20 protein-coding genes are annotated in these 22,667 nt (G+C 39.1%); 8 read left to right on the top strand and 12 right to left on the bottom strand.

Going from position 1 to position 22,667, the window contains the following annotated elements:
- Positions 1–192: 192 nt before the first annotated feature.
- Positions 193–882 carry an RNA polymerase sigma factor gene (locus KO529_RS05545; RefSeq protein WP_252734310.1) on the bottom strand — a complete coding sequence of 230 codons (690 nt, stop codon included), beginning with the start codon at positions 880–882 and terminating at the stop codon, positions 193–195.
- A gap of 201 nt (positions 883–1,083) precedes the next feature.
- Here KO529_RS05545 and KO529_RS05540 point away from each other — a divergent pair, with 201 nt between their 5' ends.
- The 3 genes from KO529_RS05540 (at position 1,084) to KO529_RS05530 (ending at position 3,814) form a co-directional block, all read left to right on the top strand.
- Positions 1,084–1,749, top strand: coding sequence for a flavodoxin reductase (locus KO529_RS05540; RefSeq protein ID WP_215946900.1), 666 nt, complete (start codon positions 1,084–1,086; stop codon positions 1,747–1,749).
- 2 nt (positions 1,750–1,751) lie between these two features.
- A complete protein-coding gene (gene folE / locus KO529_RS05535; RefSeq protein ID WP_215946899.1) occupies positions 1,752–2,387 on the top strand; it encodes a GTP cyclohydrolase I FolE in 636 nt (211 codons plus the stop codon).
- A 68-nt stretch (positions 2,388–2,455) separates the two neighbouring features.
- On the top strand, positions 2,456–3,814 hold the full coding sequence (locus tag KO529_RS05530) for a hypothetical protein (protein ID WP_215946898.1): 1,359 nt from the start codon (positions 2,456–2,458) through the stop codon (positions 3,812–3,814).
- 355 nt (positions 3,815–4,169) lie between these two features.
- Here the strand turns inward: KO529_RS05530 and KO529_RS05525 are convergent, their stop codons facing one another.
- The 9 genes from KO529_RS05525 to KO529_RS05485 form a co-directional block, all read right to left on the bottom strand.
- Positions 4,170–4,835, bottom strand: a complete 666-nt coding sequence (locus KO529_RS05525) for a hypothetical protein (RefSeq protein ID WP_215946897.1) — start codon at positions 4,833–4,835, stop codon at positions 4,170–4,172.
- A 74-nt stretch (positions 4,836–4,909) separates the two neighbouring features.
- Complete coding sequence (locus KO529_RS23645) at positions 4,910–6,337, bottom strand: exonuclease domain-containing protein (protein WP_215946896.1); 1,428 nt, start codon at positions 6,335–6,337, stop codon at positions 4,910–4,912.
- A gap of 111 nt (positions 6,338–6,448) precedes the next feature.
- Positions 6,449–6,943, bottom strand: coding sequence for a YqiA/YcfP family alpha/beta fold hydrolase (locus KO529_RS05515; protein WP_215946895.1), 495 nt, complete (start codon positions 6,941–6,943; stop codon positions 6,449–6,451).
- 21 nt (positions 6,944–6,964) lie between these two features.
- Positions 6,965–7,903, bottom strand: a complete 939-nt coding sequence (locus tag KO529_RS05510; RefSeq protein WP_215946894.1) for an SGNH/GDSL hydrolase family protein — start codon at positions 7,901–7,903, stop codon at positions 6,965–6,967.
- Positions 7,904–8,455: 552 nt separating this feature from the next.
- Positions 8,456–8,782: a DMT family transporter gene (locus KO529_RS05505; protein WP_215946893.1), complete on the bottom strand. Its 327-nt coding sequence runs from the start codon at positions 8,780–8,782 to the stop codon at positions 8,456–8,458.
- A gap of 67 nt (positions 8,783–8,849) precedes the next feature.
- Positions 8,850–9,695 carry an alpha/beta hydrolase gene (locus KO529_RS05500; protein WP_252734308.1) on the bottom strand — a complete coding sequence of 282 codons (846 nt, stop codon included), beginning with the start codon at positions 9,693–9,695 and terminating at the stop codon, positions 8,850–8,852.
- Between the two features lie 216 nt (positions 9,696–9,911).
- Entirely contained in the window at positions 9,912–10,451 is a 540-nt protein-coding gene (locus KO529_RS05495; RefSeq protein WP_215946892.1) for a dihydrofolate reductase family protein, read from the bottom strand.
- Between the two features lie 79 nt (positions 10,452–10,530).
- Entirely contained in the window at positions 10,531–11,058 is a 528-nt protein-coding gene (locus tag KO529_RS05490) for a GNAT family N-acetyltransferase (RefSeq protein WP_215946891.1), read from the bottom strand.
- A gap of 43 nt (positions 11,059–11,101) precedes the next feature.
- A complete protein-coding gene (locus KO529_RS05485) occupies positions 11,102–12,541 on the bottom strand; it encodes a S41 family peptidase (protein WP_215946890.1) in 1,440 nt (479 codons plus the stop codon).
- 595 nt (positions 12,542–13,136) lie between these two features.
- Between KO529_RS05485 and KO529_RS05480 the strand changes: the two genes are divergently transcribed.
- From KO529_RS05480 to KO529_RS05465, 5 genes are all read left to right on the top strand, one after another.
- Complete coding sequence (locus KO529_RS05480; protein ID WP_215946889.1) at positions 13,137–16,193, top strand: ligand-binding sensor domain-containing protein; 3,057 nt, start codon at positions 13,137–13,139, stop codon at positions 16,191–16,193.
- A 71-nt stretch (positions 16,194–16,264) separates the two neighbouring features.
- Complete coding sequence (locus KO529_RS05475; protein WP_215946888.1) at positions 16,265–16,897, top strand: response regulator; 633 nt, start codon at positions 16,265–16,267, stop codon at positions 16,895–16,897.
- A 124-nt stretch (positions 16,898–17,021) separates the two neighbouring features.
- Positions 17,022–19,103: a PKD domain-containing protein gene (locus KO529_RS05470; RefSeq protein ID WP_215946887.1), complete on the top strand. Its 2,082-nt coding sequence runs from the start codon at positions 17,022–17,024 to the stop codon at positions 19,101–19,103.
- A 191-nt stretch (positions 19,104–19,294) separates the two neighbouring features.
- Positions 19,295–19,420 carry a hypothetical protein gene (locus KO529_RS23580; protein WP_281502424.1) on the top strand — a complete coding sequence of 42 codons (126 nt, stop codon included), beginning with the start codon at positions 19,295–19,297 and terminating at the stop codon, positions 19,418–19,420.
- A gap of 156 nt (positions 19,421–19,576) precedes the next feature.
- Positions 19,577–20,299 (top strand): head GIN domain-containing protein, encoded by a 723-nt coding sequence (locus KO529_RS05465; protein ID WP_215946886.1) that lies wholly within the window; start codon positions 19,577–19,579, stop codon positions 20,297–20,299.
- Positions 20,300–20,466: 167 nt separating this feature from the next.
- Here the strand turns inward: KO529_RS05465 and KO529_RS05460 are convergent, their stop codons facing one another.
- Positions 20,467–21,705: a PAS domain-containing sensor histidine kinase gene (locus tag KO529_RS05460; protein ID WP_215946885.1), complete on the bottom strand. Its 1,239-nt coding sequence runs from the start codon at positions 21,703–21,705 to the stop codon at positions 20,467–20,469.
- 654 nt (positions 21,706–22,359) lie between these two features.
- On the bottom strand, positions 22,360–22,617 hold the full coding sequence (locus tag KO529_RS05455; RefSeq protein WP_215946884.1) for a hypothetical protein: 258 nt from the start codon (positions 22,615–22,617) through the stop codon (positions 22,360–22,362).
- Positions 22,618–22,667 lie beyond the last annotated feature (50 nt).

Genomic DNA, 22,667 nt, shown 5'->3' with positions numbered 1-22,667 from the left:
TTTAGGGTACAAAGTAGATTGCTCCATACTGGCGACCTACCATTACATAGCTTAATTGTTAACCGTAAACTGATTGGTATTACTTCTAAATTGATATTGAAATTGTAAGGCAGCACTTGGACCTATAATAGCTGAATACTCCTTATCGATTACCTAAAAAAATGCTCTTATCCAAGTAATAAAATATATTGACTAATTTCTAGTAAGCTTCTGGATCTTCGCCATCACTTGGTCAACCAAGCGGTCGCATTTTGAATTGCCAAACTCAAATGCATTTTTAGCGTCGGAAAACTTCATAATAGCATCCTTCATCATGTTCCTTGCCCTATGAAGCCTCACTTTCACATTACTGTTGCTCAAACCCAGACTATTCGAAATTTCAGAAATTTCCAAATCCTGGACCTCCTTCAGCATGTATACAATCTTATATTTCTCCGGCAAAAGGTCTATTGCTTTTTCCACCATTTGAACCGATTCCGCATGCATTGTTTTTCTTTCTGGGTTCATAATGGACATATCCGCTATTTGAATGATTTCTTTTTCGTTACTTATATCCACCGTTTGATACCTCTTGGACTTTCTTTTCCGCTGTAAGGCCTCATTTATTCCTATCCGTATCAGCCATGTGGAAAATAAGGATTCATTTTTAAATTGATATAATTTTTGGAATGCCTTAATGTAAGTATCCTGCATTACATCATCAATATCCGATGGCCTGTCCATATAGCTCCTTATAGTTCTGAATAACAGCTCATTATAGCGTCTTAATAGAATTTCAAATAATTCCGTGTCTCCCTCCAGCACCTTCTTAACCACAATACAATCCGGTATGGTTCCTAGAGCAGACATGTCTATTTTACTTATGGGTTTACAGTTATTCATTGTTCTTGTTTTAATATTGGATGCCAAGTGATAAAAAAGGTTACAAAATCTTGTAACCCGAATGCATTATTTTCATCAAAACTAATAGCAATTGTTTTGAAAAATAAAAATTATACATCATAAAGAACACATTATCAAACTATTACAAGATACAAAATAGTGCTATTATAAAATATACAAATCCTTTAAATCATTTCAATTTTGAACTACACCGTAAATATTATCGACAAATCCTGGCTAACCCATAATGTCATGCTATTGGTTTTTGAAAAACCCCAGGGATTTACCCACAACATTGGACAAGCTATAGAACTTACTCTCAATAGCCGTCAATTCAGGAACCAGTTTGCACCTTTCACCCTGGTTGGTTCGCCGGAAGAAAAACACTTACGGCTTATCATAAAAGTCTATCCCAAGCATAAAGGTCTAACTGAAGCATTGTCCAAAGCAAAGATTAGCGATTCCCTGCTCATCACAGATGCCTGGGATTCATATGTATATAAAGGGAAGGGTACTTTTATTGCTGCCGGTTCGGGCATAACACCCTTTCTACCCATGTTTTGGGATTTAAAGAATAAGAATGTTATAGAAAATCATCAGTTGATTTACGCCAACAGAATGACCAAGGATATCATTTTAAAAGACGAACTCAGCCTCCTATTCAAGGAACATTATTACAATATCTTAAGTGAGGAACAATCTGCTATTTACGATTACGGCAGAATTGATTATGCCTATCTAGTATCAAAAATTAGAGTATTCGATCAATATTTCTATGTCTGTGGCCCGGATGCGTTTATGGAAAGCGTAAAAAAAGATCTGATTAGAGGTGGGGCAAAGGAAGATAACATTCAAACTGGCTACTAACTATGAAAGCGAACGGAACACTAATTAAGACCGAAAAAATCAAAGATCAGGAGCCTATAACTACAGGGGACGGTAAATTGAAAAAAATACAGGCCATAGCCTTTCATTTCAAAAAAATAATGGAAACATTGGAACTCAATCTAGAAGACCCCAGTTTGCGGGATACCCCGGAACGAGTTGCCAAAATGTATGTTAATGAAGCCTTTATGGGACTGGATAAATCCAATTTCCCTAAAATATCCTATTTTGGAAACCATTACAAATATGATGAAATGATCTTAATAAGGGACATTACCCTTTTCTCTTATTGCGAGCATCATTTTGTGCCATTCTTTGGCAAAGTTAGCATTGCCTATTTTCCACAGAATCGTGTAATTGGTCTTTCCAAAATTAATAGGATCGTGCACTTCATTGCCAGTAAACCACAAGTACAGGAAAAACTAACAGTGGAACTGGGCACGGTTTTAAAAAATCTATTAGATATAGATGACATTGCAATAGCCGTAGAAGCTCATCATTTATGTGTTGCATCTAGGGGCGTTGGCGACACCAATAGTGTTACCGAGACCAGCTATTTTTCAGGAAAATTCCGTAAAAGCAAGGTCCAACGTCAATTTCTTAATTCCATCACCTCCTAAAGTTTATTTTTTTTGTAACCCCATTGGGCTTTCTACATCAAAAGTTTAAAACAATTAAATAACGACAAATGAAAGCACCTAATTTATTCAAATTACTTAGCCTACTACTGATTTTAAACATGACTATCAGCTGTACCAAGACAGAAACCATTACCGAAACAATTACGGAAATAGTGAACGACACCATTATTGAAACCAGGACGGACACATTGACCCTGCATCTAGACCCTGCCCTGGTTGCGGAGGGAAAACAGATATTTAGGTATGACACCTTCGGCGACGAAGCCTTTTGGAGCGATATTTTGCATATAGACAAGGCCATATTGGGAGAAGCCAATGGCGGTTACGGGGTTGGGGTTAGTCCGGCTACCGCATTGGGTGTAGGATTAAAGGTAGATTCAGAGGCCTTGCCTGCAGAGGTGGTCGCCGCGATTCAGGCAGGCCAAGTGGACTTAAATGATCCGGCAACCACCATTGCACTATTACAATTGAACGCTGTTGTGGGAGTTAAAGGAACCTTCGATGAAGATGGTGCCATGACCGCTGTGGGGATAAATTGTGCACTTTGTCACTCTACGGTAGACAATTCTTTTGCCGATGGAATAGGTAGACGGCTGGACGGATATCCCAATAGGGACCTCAACGTGGGAGCAATTGTTAATTTGACCAACAACAAGAAATTTTTGGCGGATCTACTTCATGTAGACGAACCTACGGTGGAAGCAGTACTTACGGGGTGGGGACCTGGAAAATTTAATGCCGGCCTCTTTGTGGACGGCAAGGCACTACGTCCGGACGGGAGTATTGCCGCCAATCTACTACCTGCCGCCTACGGACTACAAGGTGTAAATCTAGCGACCTATACAGGCTGGGGAGACATGGTCTATTGGAATGCCTTTGTAGCCAATTTGGAAATGCACGGTCAAGGCAGTTTTACCGATGCTAGACTTGATAATGCAAGCCAATTCCCTATAGCTGCGGAAAACAATTTTGGCAATATTGTGAATGATCCGGATTTGATTACTTCCAAGCTTCCAGGCTTGCAAGCCTATCAGCTCTCCTTAACAGCTCCAACTCCTCCAGAAGGAAGCTACGATGCCACAGCAGCTGCACGGGGCAAGGTGTTGTTCAATGGAAAGGCACAATGTGCCAGCTGCCATATTGCACCTATATTTACTGATGCAGGATACAACCTTCACAGTGCCGAGGAAATTGGCATAGACGACTTTGAGGCAAAAAGATCTCCTACCGGCATGTATAGAACAACTCCTTTAAGAGGCTTATTTGCCAGAATGAAAGGGGGATTCTATCACGACGGAAGATTTGCCACCCTCACCGATGTCATTAACCATTATGACACCCATTTTAAGTTGGAATTATCCGCTCAGGACAAAACAGATATTGAGGAATATTTAAAATCAATATAATTTCAGGTGTTCTTTTTTACTTATTGGTTCATGTTGAAAATACCCATGGCGTTAGGCTAAAACCTATATGTTGTTGGGTATTTTTTTTGTTTTAACATACTCATATTGACTTGCAAAGATTCCTCATCCCAATAAAAGTGCTAGGAGAAGTACTTATGGCATTTGTATGGACTAAGGGTTTGATGGGAATTGTCTTGGACGAGGATGTCCAGAAGTGCTTAAGGTTTAGGCTTAAAGGCTTTCGTCATCCTAGAATTGCGAACTAGTTCCTATATACGTGCCTCATTGTTACATTTTGAATACTGCTTTGGATTGGTCCATTTAATAAACAGCGGGTCCTAAAACACAAGGGAATTTAAAATTTATATCCAGTTTGAATCCGAGCCCTCTTAACCCCCATGCTTACCAACTGCTTGGTTATATCTGTTTCGAAGTGCCTAGGTCCACAGATATAGAAAAACTGGTGAAGATCATGGACATACTGTTGCAAAATATCAATATTTATTCTACCAAAAATAGAATTCCGGGATTTTGACCTACTAAGTATGTGTATACAGTTCTCTCCTAAAACCTTCTTTAATTTCCTATAAAACAAAATATCTTCCCTGGTCCTATTACCATATAGTAAAACATGTTCTTTTAGCATATCATCGTCTTTGGCTTCAAGTTCTTTTAAAATAGGCAAAAAAGGGGTTATCCCCGTACCTGCAACAATGAATACTCCAGGACCCTTATAGTTGTAGGAATCCCAGGGCTCTGTGATTTGCAGGGTCTCCCCTATTGCCAAAACGGACAATCCATAAGTAAGACTGTTCACCTCTGGGTTGATCTTTACAATCAATTCCAAATAAGGATCACTATTTAAGTTGGTAATTGTAAAAGGGGCAATTGCTAGTTCATACCCTGGTTTATCGATACTTAATTCTATGGCCTGTCCAGGTTTATGGGTATATCCGTAGGGTTTTTGAATCCAAAATCGGATTACATTGTAGTTGAGATATTTTTTTTCTAAAATTTTCACCCTGTAAGGAAATGTAAAGCCCATCTTCTTAAAATAAATAGTTACCTTAATTTGATGTAAACGGTCCCATTGGGTTACATTTCAGCTTGTCGGCCCCTAGATGTAGGAATTTCATTAAGGGAAGTTACGTCATTATGATAGTCAATAAGTACACTCTCCCCATCCCCTCTCCTTAAATATCGTCTAAGTATTTTTTGCACATCATTGTTATCGGCCATGGGAGTAATAAATTTATCATAATCCATAAGGGCCTTTATTCTTTTTCTTTTGGACATATACCCAAAACCCTTATAAACCCCATTTTCTACAACTATTACCGATTTTTCATTTGTGTTTCTTCCAGCTGTCTTTATAATGTAAGTATTTTTATCATCAGCTATCGGCATCAAAGCATTTTCCACGCGTTTATTATAGGCTTCCACAGTTTCTATATCGCGACAAATACCATGACATTTTTTAATGTGAAAATGAAAACAGGCCCCTGAAATATGCTGTAAACTGCAAAACCGCGGACAAAGACTATAGGTATCGCACAATTCCTCCAAAAAGGCCCTACATTCCCCTTGGTTGTAAAAACAGGCCAATGGCGATTTCAGTTTGCCCAATCGATCATAAAACAGATTTGTGATTCCGTTTTTATCCATTTTTGCACCTACCCCATATCTATATCCGATTCGTTTTTGCGCCCGATTGAATTTAGGGAGGTGCTTTTTTATTTCATCCGATTCCAATAGCAGGGCTACCAATTCGCTTCCCGTATGGGTATAATCGATATGTACCGTTTCAAAACACAACCTCATTTCCTTGTGAACCTTGCTATAGACATGGCTCAACACCCTTTGTTTAATATCCTTGGCCTTGCCCACATAAATGATTTTCCCCTGTGCATTTTTAAAATAATACACTCCAGTAACATTGGGCAGTAGGGCCACTACAGTTTTAGGCCATTGGGGAGGTACACCTGCCTGACCGGATTTTGGCCCCAACATGAAATTAAAAACCCCATCCGTATCCATTGCCCAGAGTCTTTCTAGCAAGGTAACTGTGGCTTCCGCTTTGTCCTTGGCGCTTTGAACATGACCAACATTAATGCCCAACTGGTTGCACACGGTTCCCAGACTATAACTTTGTTGGCCGGGTATTAGTTTGCGAGACAGTCTTAGGGTAGATAACTTCTTGCGCTTAAAAACACCACCTAGCGATACCAGTTCATTTTTAATACCGTTGAAGTTAAAATTGACATGGTGTGAAATAAAAATACAATCCTCGGTGAGCGCTACCACCTCCTTGGCAATCTCATAGAACTTAGGTGCCCTAAGCAACATATCATCTTTGATACCATTGCGACGCGAAACCCTATATTTTATAGATACTTCGGGATTTACCAAGGAAGAAAATTCCCTTACCACCTTTTGGCCATCGTGAATCAAGATACAGATCTCGGTAATCTTATTATCCTCTCCCCGTAATCCTGTGGTTTCTGTTTCAACTATGGCGTACACTAACTATATGAATTTGGAGTATAAAATTAAAAAAGAATAAGCCAACAGAATGGCTTTTCATGTATTTAACGTTTTGAATATATAAATTGGATCTTCACGGAAGGTAGGTCGTTACGTGGATAGATGATTAAAAAAGGAGCGAACCTCATATTCGAATATGTCCTGTGGAATCCTATGTGCCAAGTCCTGTCGTAGGGAGATATGGTAATCCATATTTTCGGCAATTCTTTCCCCTATAAATTTCAAGGTGTCCTTTGGATCAACCACCTCATCCTTTGCCCCTAGGACCAATCGTTTAAAGGATCGATTGGGATTGAAATAATCCGGTACATTTTGAAATACCGAACGGGAAACCAAGGCCGGATTGAACAATAAGGCCGGTTTTTTTAATGCAATGGACAGATAATAACCTACAAAACCACCCATACTGCTGCCCATTACGACATCTATTTTTCCATCTACAAATTGCCTTCTTATATTTTCGATACTATTATTGTCCGATTCATAGTCGATAGAAGGGGAATACACGGTACCGTAATTCTCTAGAATTGTTCTTTTTTCTTCGCTTAGACTACCGTTAAGTCCATGTATGTATAGTATGTTCATTAAAATAGCAAATTAGCTTACTTATTTCCTCTGTAAATTACGTATCTCCTTCCGCAGTATTTCCTTTTTGTCCAAAGCTTCCCCAAGGGTAAGCCCCACATTCATTCCAGGCCTTTGGTGACCTATGGACGTGAGCCATGCATCTTTCATCATTTTTTGCCTTTCCTCTACCAGCTTCCATATTTCTTCCCCATGGTGAAATTGGGAAACCACTTCCTCAATACCATTGGCTTTGGATACTTCCCCTTCCCCAAGATATAAAAGCAGCTGTTGGGCCATAATCCAATGACCTGTATCATTTGGGTGAACACCGTCCTTGGCTAAAAAATAATTATTATCGGTAAGACGCTTATCTTCCAAGTATTTTTTCATGGGCCAGTGGAGATCTATTACCTCCCATTGATCAGTATATCGTTTACTGATAAGCCAATCCGCATATATGTCCAATACATTGGCATAGGCTTCCCCCATACGCTCATCGTAAATGGGTGGGGTCATATGTACAATGGAAGCCCCGGATTCCACAACTTGGTTATTTAACCAAAGGATTCCCTCCTTGTATTTTTGAAAACGCCCTTCATCAAAGGGCAGATAAATGCCATCGTTCATACCATAGCAGGCCAATACCAAATCAGGCTTTACCTGAGAAATAATGCGTTCCAAACGCTCATGAAGATCGGGACGTGGAAATTTACCATCGGCATGACCTTGTTCCGAAAGACCGGATACCGTTTCACTGGGTAAACCCACATTAATAATTTCAAAATCCCGATCCGGGTATCGTAAGGTAAAATAGGCATCTATATAAGACACATACTGTCCGGAATAGGTAATACTGTTGCCAATAAAAAGTATTCGCTTAACACCCTGAGGTATTTCATAAGAATTTTGGGCCTTAACATGAAATTGCGACCCGATCAAGAAGAAGAGAAGTATTCCTAAAAATTTGGTATTCATCATTTGTGATCGATTTGTATGTTTAGGTATTGGTTATCTGTTTTTATCAATCCTAACTTTGCAATGTATTATTATGAAAGTTCCTTTTTTCATTTACAGTCTTAATCCTAAGTAATAAAGGTAACTTTTAGCGCAAAAAATAAAATGGTCTCAAAATATAGTCCGTATCAATACTATTATCAACCCAATGACATAGAGGGTAGTAAAAATCAGTTTATTATATTTAGCCAACCAATTGGGAAGAAAAATATCAAAATTATCCTTTTCCGAATCCGAATATTTCCTTGCCATAACGGTTAAGGGACAAAACATTTTGAAAACCAAAAGAACAATACCCTCCCCTACAATTAAGCCTATGCCGACCCAGGTATAAATATTGACATCATTAAAAATTCCTGAATACAAAATATAGAAAATAACGACCACAAAAAATAGCCAGATCAGGGTGTGTACCCATTTAATTAAAAGAAGCCGATTCGCTGCATTCATTTTATAAGCAAATAAAACAATTGACCCATACAACAACCTAGTTCTTGTTAGGGAATACGCCTTAAATTAATTGGACACAAACTTCAGTCCAATAATGGAACATATTAAGGTGGTAATAAAGAACATCCTCCAAAAGGTGGCAGGCTCTTTAAACACCAGGATACCTACCAATACAGTACCAACCGCTCCTATTCCTGTCCAAACGGCATAAGCTGTACCTATGGGCAATTCCCGTGTTGCCCTAACCAACAGCATCATACTAATAGCCAAACACAGCAAAAAACCAATGTACCAATAGGTCGCCTCTGCACCGGTAGACTCCTTTGCTTTCCCAAGACAGGCCGCAAAAGCCACTTCAAAGAGGCCTGCAATGATTAGAAAAATCCAATTCATAAAAATCCTTTAGTCCGTGTGGTTTATAATAATGTTTTCCAACAGCCTCCCTGTCCTGATAATTTTATTAATCAATGTTTATTATTGGTTCCTTCTTTAAATATCCCAGGGACAACAAAAATTGATCCGCCTCAGCAACTGTACTTTTATAGGCTTTAAGATTGGCATAGTTAAAAAATCCATGCCCCTCCCCTTCATACAATTTAAGGTCGCACCTACTTTCCACTTTTTCCATTACCATTTTAAAATACTCGGCAGTCACCACTGGAATCAAGTGGTCCTTGGTTCCCTGGAAGACGATGGTTGGGGGAGCCGCTTTTTTAATATTGTGAAGTGGGGAAAAGTCCTTGTAAGCGTCCCCTATCCTTTCATAACCATAACCTCCAGGACCATTATCCACCACTGGATTAAAGAGAACCAGGGCATTGGGGATACAATCAATGGTTGAATCGTCGACCGGGTCATTATACCCTTCAATTAAAGCCGTTGCAGCCGCTAAATGCCCGCCGGCAGAGCCTCCGGAAGCTATAAGCTTGTTACCGTCTATGTTAAACTTGGCCGCATTTTTTCTTATAAACCTGATGGCCGACTTAGCATCTTTTAGAGACTCGAAAGGAGTTGTTCCATTTATTTTTGAAGTTCGGTAATCCGCCAAAAAACAAACTATCCCTCTTTTGGCAAAATATTGTGCCTGATGCAGGAATTGGGACCTTTTGCCCCCTACCCAACCGCCGCCAAAAAAGAAAACCATGGCCGGATAATTTTTGGATGATCCCATATTGGGAGGGTAATGCACTTCCAAAAACAACTGGGTTGTATCCACTTTTTTATAAAGAATCTCCTCTTGGGAATTACAAATTTGGGTACTGAATAAAGTACCAATTATTAGGGCAATAAATAATTTTAAACGCATTTACAGTTTTTTAGAGAAGCTATATTGCAACAGCTACATTCAATAATTGAAATTATGGTCCTAAGATAGGAAAACCTTAAAACTTCTGCACGATATATTCTACCACAGATTGGTCTCCTGAAAAGAGTTTCTAACAACTCCCGAAGCACAGATAAAAATATCTTGAAAAATGCATTTAATATTTTCAGCTATTTTGATAAAATTAAGCGCTATAATTTATCCCTTCCGCTGATAATGATTTTGAACTAACTGATTCAAAAAGACTTTTGAAGATACCAAAGTAAATTCCAATTCTGTGGGAAGTTTTGAAAACAACGCAGTTCCTCCTCCCAAGACTATGGGGATGGTCGTAATTGTAATTTCATCAATGAGATCTTCCTTTAAAAAGTTCTGGATGGTTACCCCTCCATCTATATAAAGCTTATGGTATCCCTTGTTATGTATTTGCTCCAAGATTTCCGTTAAGCTTCCTATAACCAATTCGGCCTTATCCCTATAATCCTCTGCCAGTGTATCCAAGGTTCTGCTTACTATAAAAACTGGTTTGGCATATGGCCAATCCCCTTCAAAACCACAGACTGTTTCAAAAGTTTTACGGCCCATCACCAGGGCATCCACCTGGGCCATAAATTCATTATAACCCATATCCGATTGCTCGGGATTGGGAATGGTGGTAAGCCAATCCAATCTACCTTTCCTATCGGCGATATAGCCATCCAAGCTAGTGGCTATAAAGACCAAATTTCTTTTTTCCATAAGGTAAATTTAAAACTAAAGGAGATATTCTTCATTTAGAAATTGGCTCTTAGCAAAAAGTAATGGCCCCTCCTACTAATTAAGCCCTGATTAATTCCCATTTCCAAATGAAGCCATCTTCAGTGCTTTCCACTTCTTCTATTTTAGTGAATCCACATTTTGCTAAAACTGTTGTGGATGCATTTGATTGTGCCAAGGTATGCGCCAAAATGGATTTAACCCGATTATCCATAAACGCCTTCATAATTAATCCTCTTGCCATTTCAGTAGCAAGCCCCCTGTTACAGTATCCTGAAGCAATTTCATAACCCAATTCAACAGTACCATCTTCAGTTGGACTTCCCTTGTATCCTCCACTTCCAATCAGCGTATTATCTAGTTTATGAATTGGAAAATAGGTCCACCACCCCAATTCCCCCGGCCTGGCCAATATTTGGTCCAGAGCATATTGTAAAGCATCAACCCCAAATGTAGTCCACTGGTCCGCTAGAGACACTCCAAGAAATTTGGAAAGTTGTTTATTTCCCTTAATTGCCATTTTAAGCAATTGGGCATCACAAGGGACCAACCTTAAATTCTCTGTTTCTATGACCATTTTAGCTACCATACTTCATTAAGTTTCTACCTTATTTCTTGTACAGCAACCATATTTATCCTTTATTCATGATTTTCATGGTCCGTTCCATAATTTCGTCCTTACCGGACAAAATACCCATTATCGTTGGTTGCACCTGGTAATGGGGCACAATACCTCTATCTGTAAATTCATAATCTTTAACCGCAGTATAGTAGGCCATCAAAGGAATCCCCAGTTTCATCTTGGAGTTGGGAAGGGTAACTATAGCAAAGGCACCGCTATTATTTCCATAATATCCACCTCCTGTTTCCTCGCCTATAAAGCTAACCCTATCCAGATGGTTTGCCACGGCACAAAACTCGGAAGTGACAGAGAAACAGGCTCCGTCTATCAATACGTAAACCCGCCCCTTAAAAGGATTTTCTTGTGGTGTTTGTACAGCCAGGTTACCGTTATGCTCCCAACGAAATTCCCCATCTTCGGTTTGGGTTATCAAAGCCCTTAACTGCTCATAACCCTCAGGTAATTGGGCATGCTCCACAAATGTAAATCTTTCATTGGTCGCCAATACCAGTTTGTCATAATACCTAAATTCGGCATTTACCAAATAGGACAACAGTAGTGCTCCAAAGGCATCTTTTCCTCCTTCGTTTCCTCTCAAATCCAAAATCAAATTTTGAATACTTTTGGCGTTGATGTCCGTAAACGTTTCCTTTAAAAAGGCCTCAAAATTATATTTTTCCTCGTCTGGCCAGAAGGTACGTATGGTCAACAGGGCTGTCTTTCCATTCTTAAATTCCAGTTGATAGGGTATACTGTTTTGTTTTGCAGTATCATGTTCCATTACTATTTGGTAGGAAACCGAAGGTAGAGACATACTGCCCTTTTTCCCACGGTACTTATAGGTGATGTTAAATTGGTTATGGGCCTTACCCTCCTCCAAATAAAAATTGGAGAATAAAGCGTTAAAATACCTATTAAGTTCGTAGTACTTGAAAGTTTGGTTGTGTCCGTCAGAAAACAGATTGTTCAATAACCCTTCAATAATCTCCCCCATAGCTATACCATTGATAGCGGTAATTTCGGTTCCAGGTTCCAATTTAACCTTGGTATCATAGCTATAGCGCACGTAAGCCTTGTTCTTGTCCAGAAAAAGTTTTAATGGAAATAGAGTTTCCATATTGTAATAATACATAAATCCCTTATCCTCCGAAGGCATTAATTTGGTATGTCCACATCCAATTTTAGCCAATACCGGGTTCAATATTTTATAAAACTCCTGTTGACTAAGTGGCTTATCGAGTTCCTTTACAATTGACTCAAAACTTTCATCCATTGCAGCTTTGGTTTCATACCGGTAGATTCCCGGATGTGCCTCCTCCAAAGCTGTCCTGAAGAGTTGAAAATCTTCCTTTAATTCCGAAGGGTTAAAGGCATTTTGGCCACTTACAACAGGGACACATAAAAATTGGGTCACAAAGAACGCCAACTGTAATATCGCTTTTGATTTCATAGTTTACGAATATTTAATGGATCCTTTCTTAAACAACCGGCTTGTGGGATTCTTTTTCCCAAGTTTACCTTTGCTATTTTATAAGGATATTATCTAAATACAAAGATCTAACGATCTATAGAACCTAACAATCACACAAGAATGTGATATTTTTTTATAAGGCCCGAGTTACATCCTCTAAACTCACTAGCCCACTTATCGCAAATTGTTCCTAACCGTTATAAAAACACATTTTTTCACATGTTTATGCTATTTCGGGGATGACCTACCGTTACTAAATTTGTCCTGTTATTTACCATTAAAATTTTAGATATAGGGAACTAAAATGATACCAGTGAATCAAATGGTCACCGAATCAAAAACAAATGGAGTTTATTCATCAATCAATACAAATCAATTAAAAAAGAACAATCATGCTTACATTATTTCAAATTCTGATCAACCTATTAATAGAGCTTGGGATCAACTTTCTACTGTAAAAGGTATGTGGATTCCATGCCTCTGGAAAATGGCTTGCACAACAACATAAAATTTCAATTATTTATACTTTGGATGTCCAATCTTTATGTAATTTTATTATAAACCACCTGGCTGCATGAGCATAAGGATTCTTTGTTGTTTGCTATGTTTCCAAGCCTATCTATTTGGACAGAATTCCTACGTCTTCAATAGATTTTCTACTGCGGATGGTCTGAATACCAATAAGGTAAAATGTGTTTGGCAAGACGCCACTGGATTTCTATGGATTGGAACCGAGGTGGGCATACAGCGTTTTGATGGGAGAAAATTCATTTCCTTTGTTGGTCCAGAAAATTACCAGCTGCCACCCAGCATAGGTGTAGACCAAATTTTGGATGCCGGCAATGGCAATCTTTGGTTATTGCAAGGAGGCCAGGTGGGGAAATTCAACACAGTAGATTTTCATTATACCTCTGTATCTATAAGGAGTTATGGCAGCATTCCGCCAAGGTCGGAATTCAAATTGTACATAGATAGCAAAAAGCAGGTATTTCTCTGTGCTTCCAAATATGGTCTTTTATGGTACGATGCCAAATCCAATGCTTTTGTAGAATCCAATTTACCTATAAAAATCCCCAGAGGTTGGGGCGTTGGTTCCCTCTATGAAGACAAGCAGACTGGAGAATATTGGATCTGCAGTGAACAGGGCCTAGCAGTATACCGAAGTTCTAGTGGCGAGGTCTTTCATCGGCTCAACAATCCTGAGAATATACCTTTACTGAACAACAAAGCCATTACCAATTCCGGAGATTTCATCAAGGATAAAAATGGCACCTGGTGGCTAACCTATTGGGATTATAATCCACATCGGGAACACCCAGTTCTCCTGCATTTCGACCCTAAAACAAATCAATTTCTGACGGATACCTTAAGAAGCCATAGGGCAACAAAAAAATATACCGTTCTAAGGCAAATTTTGGAAACCAGTAATGGACAGATCTGGATCGGCGGGGAAAATTCTTTGTTGAGCTATGACAATGACCTTCAAGGTTTTTATCAACATTTCAAAGCCAACCCTTTAGAGTTCGATATAAAATGTAACCAGGCCAGGCATCTCTTTGAAGACAGGGAGGGCAATATTTGGTTGAGTACGGAAAATGGGCTTTTTGTGATGAACCCCAATCAAAAAGACGTGTATAGCCTTGTGGTAATAGATGGTCTTGGATTGGACTCTCCTGTAAATGCTATATTGGAAACCAAGACCAAGGAGAATTGGATTGGTACCTGGGGCAAGGGTATCCTATATTATGACCAAAAATTCAACAAATTGGAAGGAAACCCCTATACCGGTTTGGGAACCGAATCCTACAAATTATATTCTTCCATATGGGATCTTCAACAGCACAGTGAATCGGGACATGTTTGGTCTGCTTGCCAGGGGGGTAGATTGGCTGTTTTTGACGCCAATACCAAAAAGGCAATCCATTGGCTACACCCTCCAATATTTAAAGAATCCACGGTGCGGCAGATCAAGGAGGATCATAACGGAAATCTATGGTTTGGTACCCAGGGTGGGCGGTTGGTTAAATGGAAAAAGAACGATCCCATAGCAGACAACCATTTTGAAGAACTCCACAATTTCAACACCATCATTTACAGACTCTACGTAGATCGGCAGGGACGCTTATGGGTAGGAACCCATAAGCAAGGCGTATATGTCCTTGATGTGGACACCAACGAAATCCTTTTTCATTTCAACACAGAGTTCAGCGACAGTTATGGGATAATGGACAATACCATTTCTGATATCCAGCAATATAACGACAGTATTTTTATGGTAGGTACCGAGGCTTTGAACATTCTCAACATCAATACCGCTGAGGTAAAAAAGATAACTTCATACGAAGGACTCTATGGGTCAAGGGTTTTGCAGTTAATGATGGATAGGGAAGGAATAGCATGGATGATAACCAGCAATGGCCTTAGCAGTTATAATTATGATAAGAACATAATAAGTTCCTATAGCAACCTTCATGGCGTTATCTATGCAGAAAAGACCTATAGTGCCAAATGGATGATGCAAAACGGAGAGATATGGTTTGGCGGTGAGGATGTGGTTTTTGGCTTTTCGCCCGAAAAACTAAATTATAAACAAAAGCCTCCCAAGGTAAATATTACAGATTTTAAGCTCTTCAACACCTATATGCCTCTGGATTCCATTATGGCTCAAAAGGAAATTGTATTCAATCATTATCAAAATTCGTTTACTTTCTATTTTTCCGCCCTGAGCTTTTCCCAACAAAGAAAGTTACAATACTACTATCGCATTCCCGGTGTGAACAAAGACTGGGTAAAAGCCGAAAGGGATATGGCTGCCACCTATACCACAATGCCCTCCGGAAAATATACTTTTCAAGTAAAATGTATGAACCTCCAAGGACTGGAGCCGGACGAAATTACTAGTATCGACTTTAGGATACGCCCCCCCTTCTATCGTACCTGGTGGTTTATTGCATTGGCCTTATGTACCGGGATAGGCATGGCGTATTTTATCTACAGACTTAAGGTTAATCGCATATTGGCGGTTGAAAATTTGAGGAACAAAGTGGCCAGGGACCTGCATGATGATATGGGCTCTACCCTGAGCACTATAAACATTCTTAGTTCCATGGCCAAGAGCAAAATGAATAGTGATACCGTAACCAGTAGTAACTACCTCTCCAAGATTACCGACAACAGTCAAAGAATGATGGAAGCTATGGATGATATTGTCTGGAGCATTAAACCGGACAACGATAACATGCACAGGGTTATTGCTAGAATGAGGGAATACGCTACCGGCATCTTGGAAGCCAAGGACATAGAATTCGATTTTCAGGTAGAGGATAAAATAAACGATTTAAAACTGGACATGGAAGCTCGGAGAGACCTCTTTCTTATTTTCAAGGAAGCTATCAATAACGTCGCCAAGTACTCCCGTGCAAAGCGCGCAGAAGTGCAACTAACCCTTAAGGATAAGTGGCTCCAAATGCAGATCATGGATAACGGGATTGGGTTTGAGATGGAAAAGGTCGACAACGGCAATGGTCTGGACAATATGGTTAAAAGGGCATCCAAAATGAAAGGAAAACTAAAAATTGACAGTAATCCAGATCTTGGCACCGAAATTTGTTTGACCGTTCCTGTGCGTTAGAGGGCATTTTAACATATTTATGTGATTTTGTCCTATAGATTTCCTGTCTAACTTTACAAAAAGAGACAATTATGATTAGGGTATTAATATATGAGGATAATCCCCAATTTCGAGAAGGGCTCACCATGTTGGTCAATGGTAGTGATGGGTTTTCCGTTTTGGCATCGTACAAAAATTGCAACAATGTTTCCGAGGAAGTGGAAAAATGGTCGCCAGATGTCATTTTGATGGATATCAATATGCCAGGAACCGATGGCCTGGAAGGATTAAAGAAAATAAGGGAAGTAAACGCCGAAGTCAAGGTACTGATGCTTACCGTGTTTGACGACAATAAAAATGTTTTTGAGGCACTTAGGAACGGGGCCAATGGATATTTACTCAAGAAGACCCCACCCGCAAAATTATTGGAATACATACAAGATGCCACTTTGGGCGGAGCTCCCATGACCTCCTCCATAGCTACACAAGTGCTTAAAATGTTCCAGGTTATACCCCAGACCAAGAACCAGGACTATTGTTTAAGTGAAAGGGAAACAGAGGTATTGCAACTACTTGTAGATGGCTATAGCTACAAAATGATTGCATCGGAACTTTTTATAGCTATTGATACCGTTCGATCGCATATCAAAAAAATATACGAAAAACTGCATGTAAACAGCAAGAGCGAAGCCGTTGCCAAGGCCTTTAAGGATAAGTTGCTATAACATATTTCCTTCAAACCCCATAAAAAAATCTTCGAATTTCACATACATATGCGATTGTAGGAACTACGGTAGCACACTTCCTTTGTCCTGAAAAAATTTGAAACTATAACTCAATATCAGGATAATGAAAACAAAACTAATTTTACTTTCAATCTTCTTCTTAATGTTCATTGGATGCTCCGATGACGACTACACTGAAATTCCTTCCAACACTTTGGAGGCAGACGCTTTTAGTGAGAATCAAGGAGATATTTATACCGGTCAAGCTGTTGTCCTCAACGGCTCCAAGTCCATGGACAAGGCAGGAAAGTCATTTCAATACTTATGGAGATTTAAGGCCAAACCAAGTGGTAGTTTAACTGAATTGACAGAAGAAACCACGGCCAAGCCAAAATTTACTCCGGATAAGGCGGGAAACTATTCCGTGGAACTAAAGGTTTTCAATACCGAATTCTATGATACGGACGAATTGACAATTGTGGTAAAGGAGGATGAAAACCCACCTGTACAAGAAACTATACTCATTTCTGAAAATATCACGGAACGTCGCCACTTGGCCAATGTCTTTGACGACCCTAATAAATTTGATTATTTGGTAACAGGCGATATTCATATAACTGCATTACTTACCATAGATCCAAACGTGGTCATTGCCTTTGATGAAAATACGGCAATGTACATTGACAATCCCGGGGCCATTATGACAACTGCAGCCGCCAGTTCATTTACCACCTTTACGGGTAAGAACAAGGTTCCGGGATATTGGAAGGGATTAATTATAAATTCCAATAATCCTTTGAATAAATTGGACCGGGTAACCATTGAATACGCGGGCGGAGCCATTGCCCAAGGAATGGAAGTTGCTACCAGTTTGGGTATCGCCAATGAGGGGCCCGGCCACCTTAACTTGGTTTCCTCCATTATCCAACATAGTGCTGCCTATGCCATGGCCGTTGAAGTTGGAGCTAAGTGGAATACAGAATCCTTTAATGTATACAGGAACAACAAAAAGATAATTAGAGTACCAGCTTCACAACTTGGAGTGGTATCCAGCTTGTCCGAATTCCACAATAATGAAGTAAACGTAATCGAGGTCATTGGTGACCGAATTTATGATACCGAAGAAACCATTTGGAGCAATTTGTACAATAGTACGGGCGATCTAAAATATATTGTAGAAGGAAAAATAGAGGTTGTTTCCGGCCTTAGGATCTTGGAAGGTCTGGAATTGTACATGGATAGGGATTCGGAGATAAATATCACCAGCAGGGGTTATTTGGTAGCTCTTGGCAGCAATCAATATCCTATTAAATTCCGCGGAAAGGAATCCTTGGACGGAGGGTATTGGAAAGGTATATCCATAATGTCCAACGACATGAAAAACGAATTGGACAATGTTGAAATACACAATGCCGGAAGCGAAATCATGGACGGATTGCAGCACAAGACTGCCATTGGATTGGGAGGGGCCAATGAGGCTAAATTAAAGTTGTTCAGCTCCAAAATTGTGGGCAGTGGTGGCAATGGGATTTACGTTGAAAATGGAGCCGAAATTGTTCATATAGACCAAATTAAGTTTCGCGAAAACCTAGGTCCGGCCATTACTATGGCTGCCAACCAAGTAAAAAAACTAACCAATGCCACAGGGATGGAGTTTATAGGCAATGGCCATAATGGGGTTGAAATTTTTGGATCTGCTTTGTTCGACCCTAATGTTGAGACCACTTGGCCGGCCCTACACTTTAATGCCAGCTATTTGGTGAGCGGTAATTTAGCAATCCAATCGGGATTAAAGATACTTCCTGGAGCGGTTTTCAAATTTGCCGAGGACAAGATGTTTGGAGTCTTTCCCTATGGATATTTAATTGCCCAGGGTACCGCAAATAATAAGATCGTCTTTACCGGAGCCACAACTACCAAAGGATTTTGGAACGGGATCCGAATTCAATCGGATAGCGCTAAAAACCTAATGGACCATACAGAAGTACTTTATGCCGGAAAAACTGAAATTCCAGGGGTTTCCAAAATAGCGAGTATTGGCCTGGATGGGGATTACATGGCAAATTTAACCATTAAAAATTCGAAAATTGCGCATGGTCATGGCTACGGAATTGCGTTTGAAAACCGTAACACCTCCATCAACTCGGATTTTAACATGGTAAACCTTTTTGAAGACCTAAGCCTTGGAGACATTTCCCTGCCCTAGAAGATTAAATTGGGCATAACATATCATTATAATTTTTGGCCATAGTTTATTAAAAAAGAATACTGATCAAAGATGTGATTAAAGGTCTAATCGGAACAAGGGAACCAATCAACTTCCACATAATTATGCGATTGTGGCCAGTTGATCTTCAAACGATCTTTGTTACCATTATTAATCAAAAAAATATAGTCATGAAAGCATTTGATAATTACCGAAGAATACCTTCAGAATCCAATAAACATGTCTTCTTTTCACAAATGAAATATGGAAAAAGAAGTCAATGGCTGGCCTTTAGACGCTTTACGGCAAGCCAATAAAAAAGAATATGCCACGGCATCTTAAAAAATCTCTAAAACAAATGAAAAATGAAAAATCTAGGTATTGAATTTTACAGAAGATGTATATATGTCATCTACACAATTTTTCTCATCTATTTACTATTAACAGCAAACAAATAATTAAACAAAAAAACAATGGGTACAACATCAAAAATAATTTTTCCAATTGCCTTTGCCATATTATTAATGTCCTGCGAAAAGGACACTATAACCGCTTCCGAGGATATAACTACCAAGGACCACGAAATCTCTGGCTACTCTTCCCTAGAGGTAAACGATAATTTTAAGGTCTATATAAACTTCTCGGAGACAGAAGAGAAATTGAGGGTTCAGGCCAACGATAACCTTCATGAGTATATTCTGGTAAACAAGGAAAGCAATAAGTTAACCGTGAAACTGGACAACGTTCGGAGGATCAAAGGACAGGAAACCTTAAATGTGTTTATTACTACCAAAAGTATAGACAATTTTACTATTAAGGGAAATGCCAAATTGGAACTGGAAGACCCCTTGGAAACAGATAACCTAAAAATCTATCTAAGAGGAAATAGTTTCTTTTCCGGTGAATTGGCTGTAGAGAAGCTCGATCTGGTTTCTAGCGGAAACTGTATGATAGATTTCTCGGGCAGTGTAAAAAACATGGACGTGGAACTTGACGGCAACTGTGAACTATCGGATCATGACCTAAGCGTTGACACGCTAAATATTGACCTTTCCGGTAATAGTAATGCCTATCTTACGGTAAACAATTCCATATCCATCGATGCCAGTGGAAATAGTGTGTTGTCCTATAAGGGCAATGCCACCATTGCACATCAAAAACTTTCATCGGGCTCCAAAATTGTGAAAAAAGGGTAATTGGTGGTTGCAATAGAACACCCATAGAGCAATCTACAAAAGGAAGCCTATGCATTTTGCTGATTTCAGCTTAGTGTATAGGCTTTTTCTATGTGGTATTTCCTTTAAAAGAAAGAGTACCTACCCAACACATTACTCCAATTCCACCAAGAACATTTACTTAATAATCAATTGCGCGGTATTGTAAACATGAAATTGCTTCCCTTGCCTTCCTCACTTTCCACCCATATTTTCCCGCCAAGTTTTTCCACAAATTCCTTACATAGCACCAATCCAAAACCGGAGCCTTTTTCGTTTAGAGTACCTGGCAATGGAGTGTTGGTAGTTATCCCAAACAAATTCTCAAGTGTTTTGGCATCCATTCCCACACCTGAATCAGAAATTATTATCTTAATTTGATTTTCTTCATCAATTGCGGAGATAGTAATATTACCGCCCGGTTTGCTATATTTAATAGCATTGGAAATAAGATTTCTAAAGACCGTCTTTAATATCTTCTTATCAGAATTCACTTCAATTTCATCTTCAACACTTACCTTTATTGAAATGCCTTTTGTCTGGGCAATGGACATTGAAAGTTCCAATATTTCATGGATAACTGAGGATATTCCGGTTTTTTCGGTTTTAAAACTTATTTGACCGGATTGCGATTTTGCCCAATCCAATAAATTCTCAAGTAGCACCAAAGTGTTTTTGGCAGTAGACTGTATTAGGCCCAAATACACTGGAGCATCTGTATCCTCTAATTTTGTAATTTGTGTCTTTAAGATATCGCACAATACCAAAATATTATTAAATGGACTTCTTAAATCATGGGCAATAATCGAAAATAATTTGTCTTTTGTAGCATTAAGTTCCCTTAATTGAATTTCGCTTTCCCTTAAATCTTCCTCTGCCTTTATACGTTCGGTAATATCCCGTATTACCCCAACCAAAAACTTCTTTCCGTCAGCATCTACAAACCTCGACTTCCTTGTTGAAATAATTTTCTTATGATCGTCACTTACGGTTAGGGGCTCCTCATTAATATTTTCTATACCATCCGATAGTACCTGCTTATCTATCCGCAAGAAATTTTCCCGCTCTTCGGGGGGAACATTTTCAGCAAGGGTTTTGCCTATTATTTTGGTTCTTGGAAGGTTGAACAAATTGCAAAAAGCATCGTTGACCAAGAGTAACCTGCTCCCATTGTCCTTTACAAATACGGCATCGCCCATATTATTGAGAATGGTATTGGCATATTTCTCACTTTCATCCTTTTCCTCTTCACTTTGAAAGGCCAAAAGCGATTTAAGGATATCATTTTGTTTTTGAAGTTCGGCAATTTGATTTTCAAGTTCGCGACGTGTCTTATCCTTAACTTTTTTAATTCGCTTAAACCGGTTATATAAATTATACCAAATCAAATTATTACAATTTTAGGCTAAGGCTGTAAATCTACGATTTTCATAAATTATAATGATACCAAATTATCATAGATTTCTACTTTAACTGTAAAAATAAGTTCAACTCAAAGTTTTGGATGGGGTTATATCCAGATGGCATTCTTAAATTCAATATAAGGTTCTACTATGGCCAGGCAAATAACAGGGACACGGTAATCTCTTCGTAAAAGTTCCTTTGACCTAAGGATAGACTGTAAAAGGGATTCGAGAAGGTGAGGGGAAATAGCAATGAAGTATTCTCAAAACAAGAATAAACAGATTGCTTCGCTGCGCCTACCTGACGGCCAGGCAGGCTCGCAATGACAGAATAGCAAAAAGTCTATAGTTAAAAGGCTAATTTAAAAATGGGAATTTGGTTGGTGGCGAGTGATGATTTTTAAAGCAGGATTTGTTCCCCCGAGGAGAGGATCTTAAGATGTAATCGTCATTGCGAGAAGTGATAGCGACGAAGCAATCTCATAATAAAACAAGACGATTGCTTCGCTGCGCCTGCCTGACGGCAGGTAAACTCGAAGTGACGACTTTCAACTTTTAAACTTTCAACATAAGTCTTTAATCTAGGCTCTAGGTTCTTTCTTATCTCACTTTTCAATACCATCCAACACCAAAGGAGCATTACTCCAAGGAAACCCGTTCCCATCCGGCTTCTGGGAGTTCATATCGGTCCAATTTCATTACCTTTCTAGTTCCATCGTAATATTTGTAGACTAGGTACACACAGTCATCGGAACTTTCTATATAGAACAGGCCTAGGCGTTTGGGAAAGGGAAGCTTCATCAACTCACATTCCTTATTCAATTGGTGTGCACCGATCTCCATTAAAAGGCGTTTAATGGCATATCGATCATGATTTCTGTACACAATATTTTTCATTATATGGAAATAATCCTATTTTATGGATATTTTCCAAATTTACAAATTTT

This window comes from Arenibacter algicola (genome assembly GCF_018860365.1).
GTDB classification, from domain to species: Bacteria; Bacteroidota; Bacteroidia; order Flavobacteriales; family Flavobacteriaceae; genus Arenibacter; species Arenibacter algicola_B.
The sequence above is the reverse complement of the archived record's forward strand: the minus strand, read 5'-3'. Positions and strand labels throughout refer to the sequence as shown.

What these genes read in the sequence shown, in the direction of transcription:
- KO529_RS05545 (WP_252734310.1), bottom strand. Translation starts at nt 882, where the DNA reads ATGAATAACTGTAAACCCATAAGTAAAATAGACATGTCTGCTCTAGGA.
- folE (WP_215946899.1), top strand. Translation starts at nt 1,752, where the DNA reads ATGAAAGCGAACGGAACACTAATTAAGACCGAAAAAATCAAAGATCAG.
- KO529_RS05530 (WP_215946898.1), top strand. Translation starts at nt 2,456, where the DNA reads ATGAAAGCACCTAATTTATTCAAATTACTTAGCCTACTACTGATTTTA.
- KO529_RS05515 (WP_215946895.1), bottom strand. Translation starts at nt 6,943, where the DNA reads ATGAACATACTATACATACATGGACTTAACGGTAGTCTAAGCGAAGAA.
- KO529_RS05510 (WP_215946894.1), bottom strand. Translation starts at nt 7,903, where the DNA reads ATGATGAATACCAAATTTTTAGGAATACTTCTCTTCTTCTTGATCGGG.
- KO529_RS05505 (WP_215946893.1), bottom strand. Translation starts at nt 8,782, where the DNA reads ATGAATTGGATTTTTCTAATCATTGCAGGCCTCTTTGAAGTGGCTTTT.
- KO529_RS05500 (WP_252734308.1), bottom strand. Translation starts at nt 9,695, where the DNA reads ATGCGTTTAAAATTATTTATTGCCCTAATAATTGGTACTTTATTCAGT.
- KO529_RS05495 (WP_215946892.1), bottom strand. Translation starts at nt 10,451, where the DNA reads ATGGAAAAAAGAAATTTGGTCTTTATAGCCACTAGCTTGGATGGCTAT.
- KO529_RS05490 (WP_215946891.1), bottom strand. Translation starts at nt 11,058, where the DNA reads ATGGTAGCTAAAATGGTCATAGAAACAGAGAATTTAAGGTTGGTCCCT.
- KO529_RS05485 (WP_215946890.1), bottom strand. Translation starts at nt 12,541, where the DNA reads ATGAAATCAAAAGCGATATTACAGTTGGCGTTCTTTGTGACCCAATTT.
- KO529_RS05480 (WP_215946889.1), top strand. Translation starts at nt 13,137, where the DNA reads ATGAGCATAAGGATTCTTTGTTGTTTGCTATGTTTCCAAGCCTATCTA.
- KO529_RS05475 (WP_215946888.1), top strand. Translation starts at nt 16,265, where the DNA reads ATGATTAGGGTATTAATATATGAGGATAATCCCCAATTTCGAGAAGGG.
- KO529_RS05470 (WP_215946887.1), top strand. Translation starts at nt 17,022, where the DNA reads ATGAAAACAAAACTAATTTTACTTTCAATCTTCTTCTTAATGTTCATT.
- KO529_RS23580 (WP_281502424.1), top strand. Translation starts at nt 19,295, where the DNA reads ATGAAAGCATTTGATAATTACCGAAGAATACCTTCAGAATCCAATAAA.
- KO529_RS05465 (WP_215946886.1), top strand. Translation starts at nt 19,577, where the DNA reads ATGGGTACAACATCAAAAATAATTTTTCCAATTGCCTTTGCCATATTA.
- KO529_RS05455 (WP_215946884.1), bottom strand. Translation starts at nt 22,617, where the DNA reads ATGAAAAATATTGTGTACAGAAATCATGATCGATATGCCATTAAACGC.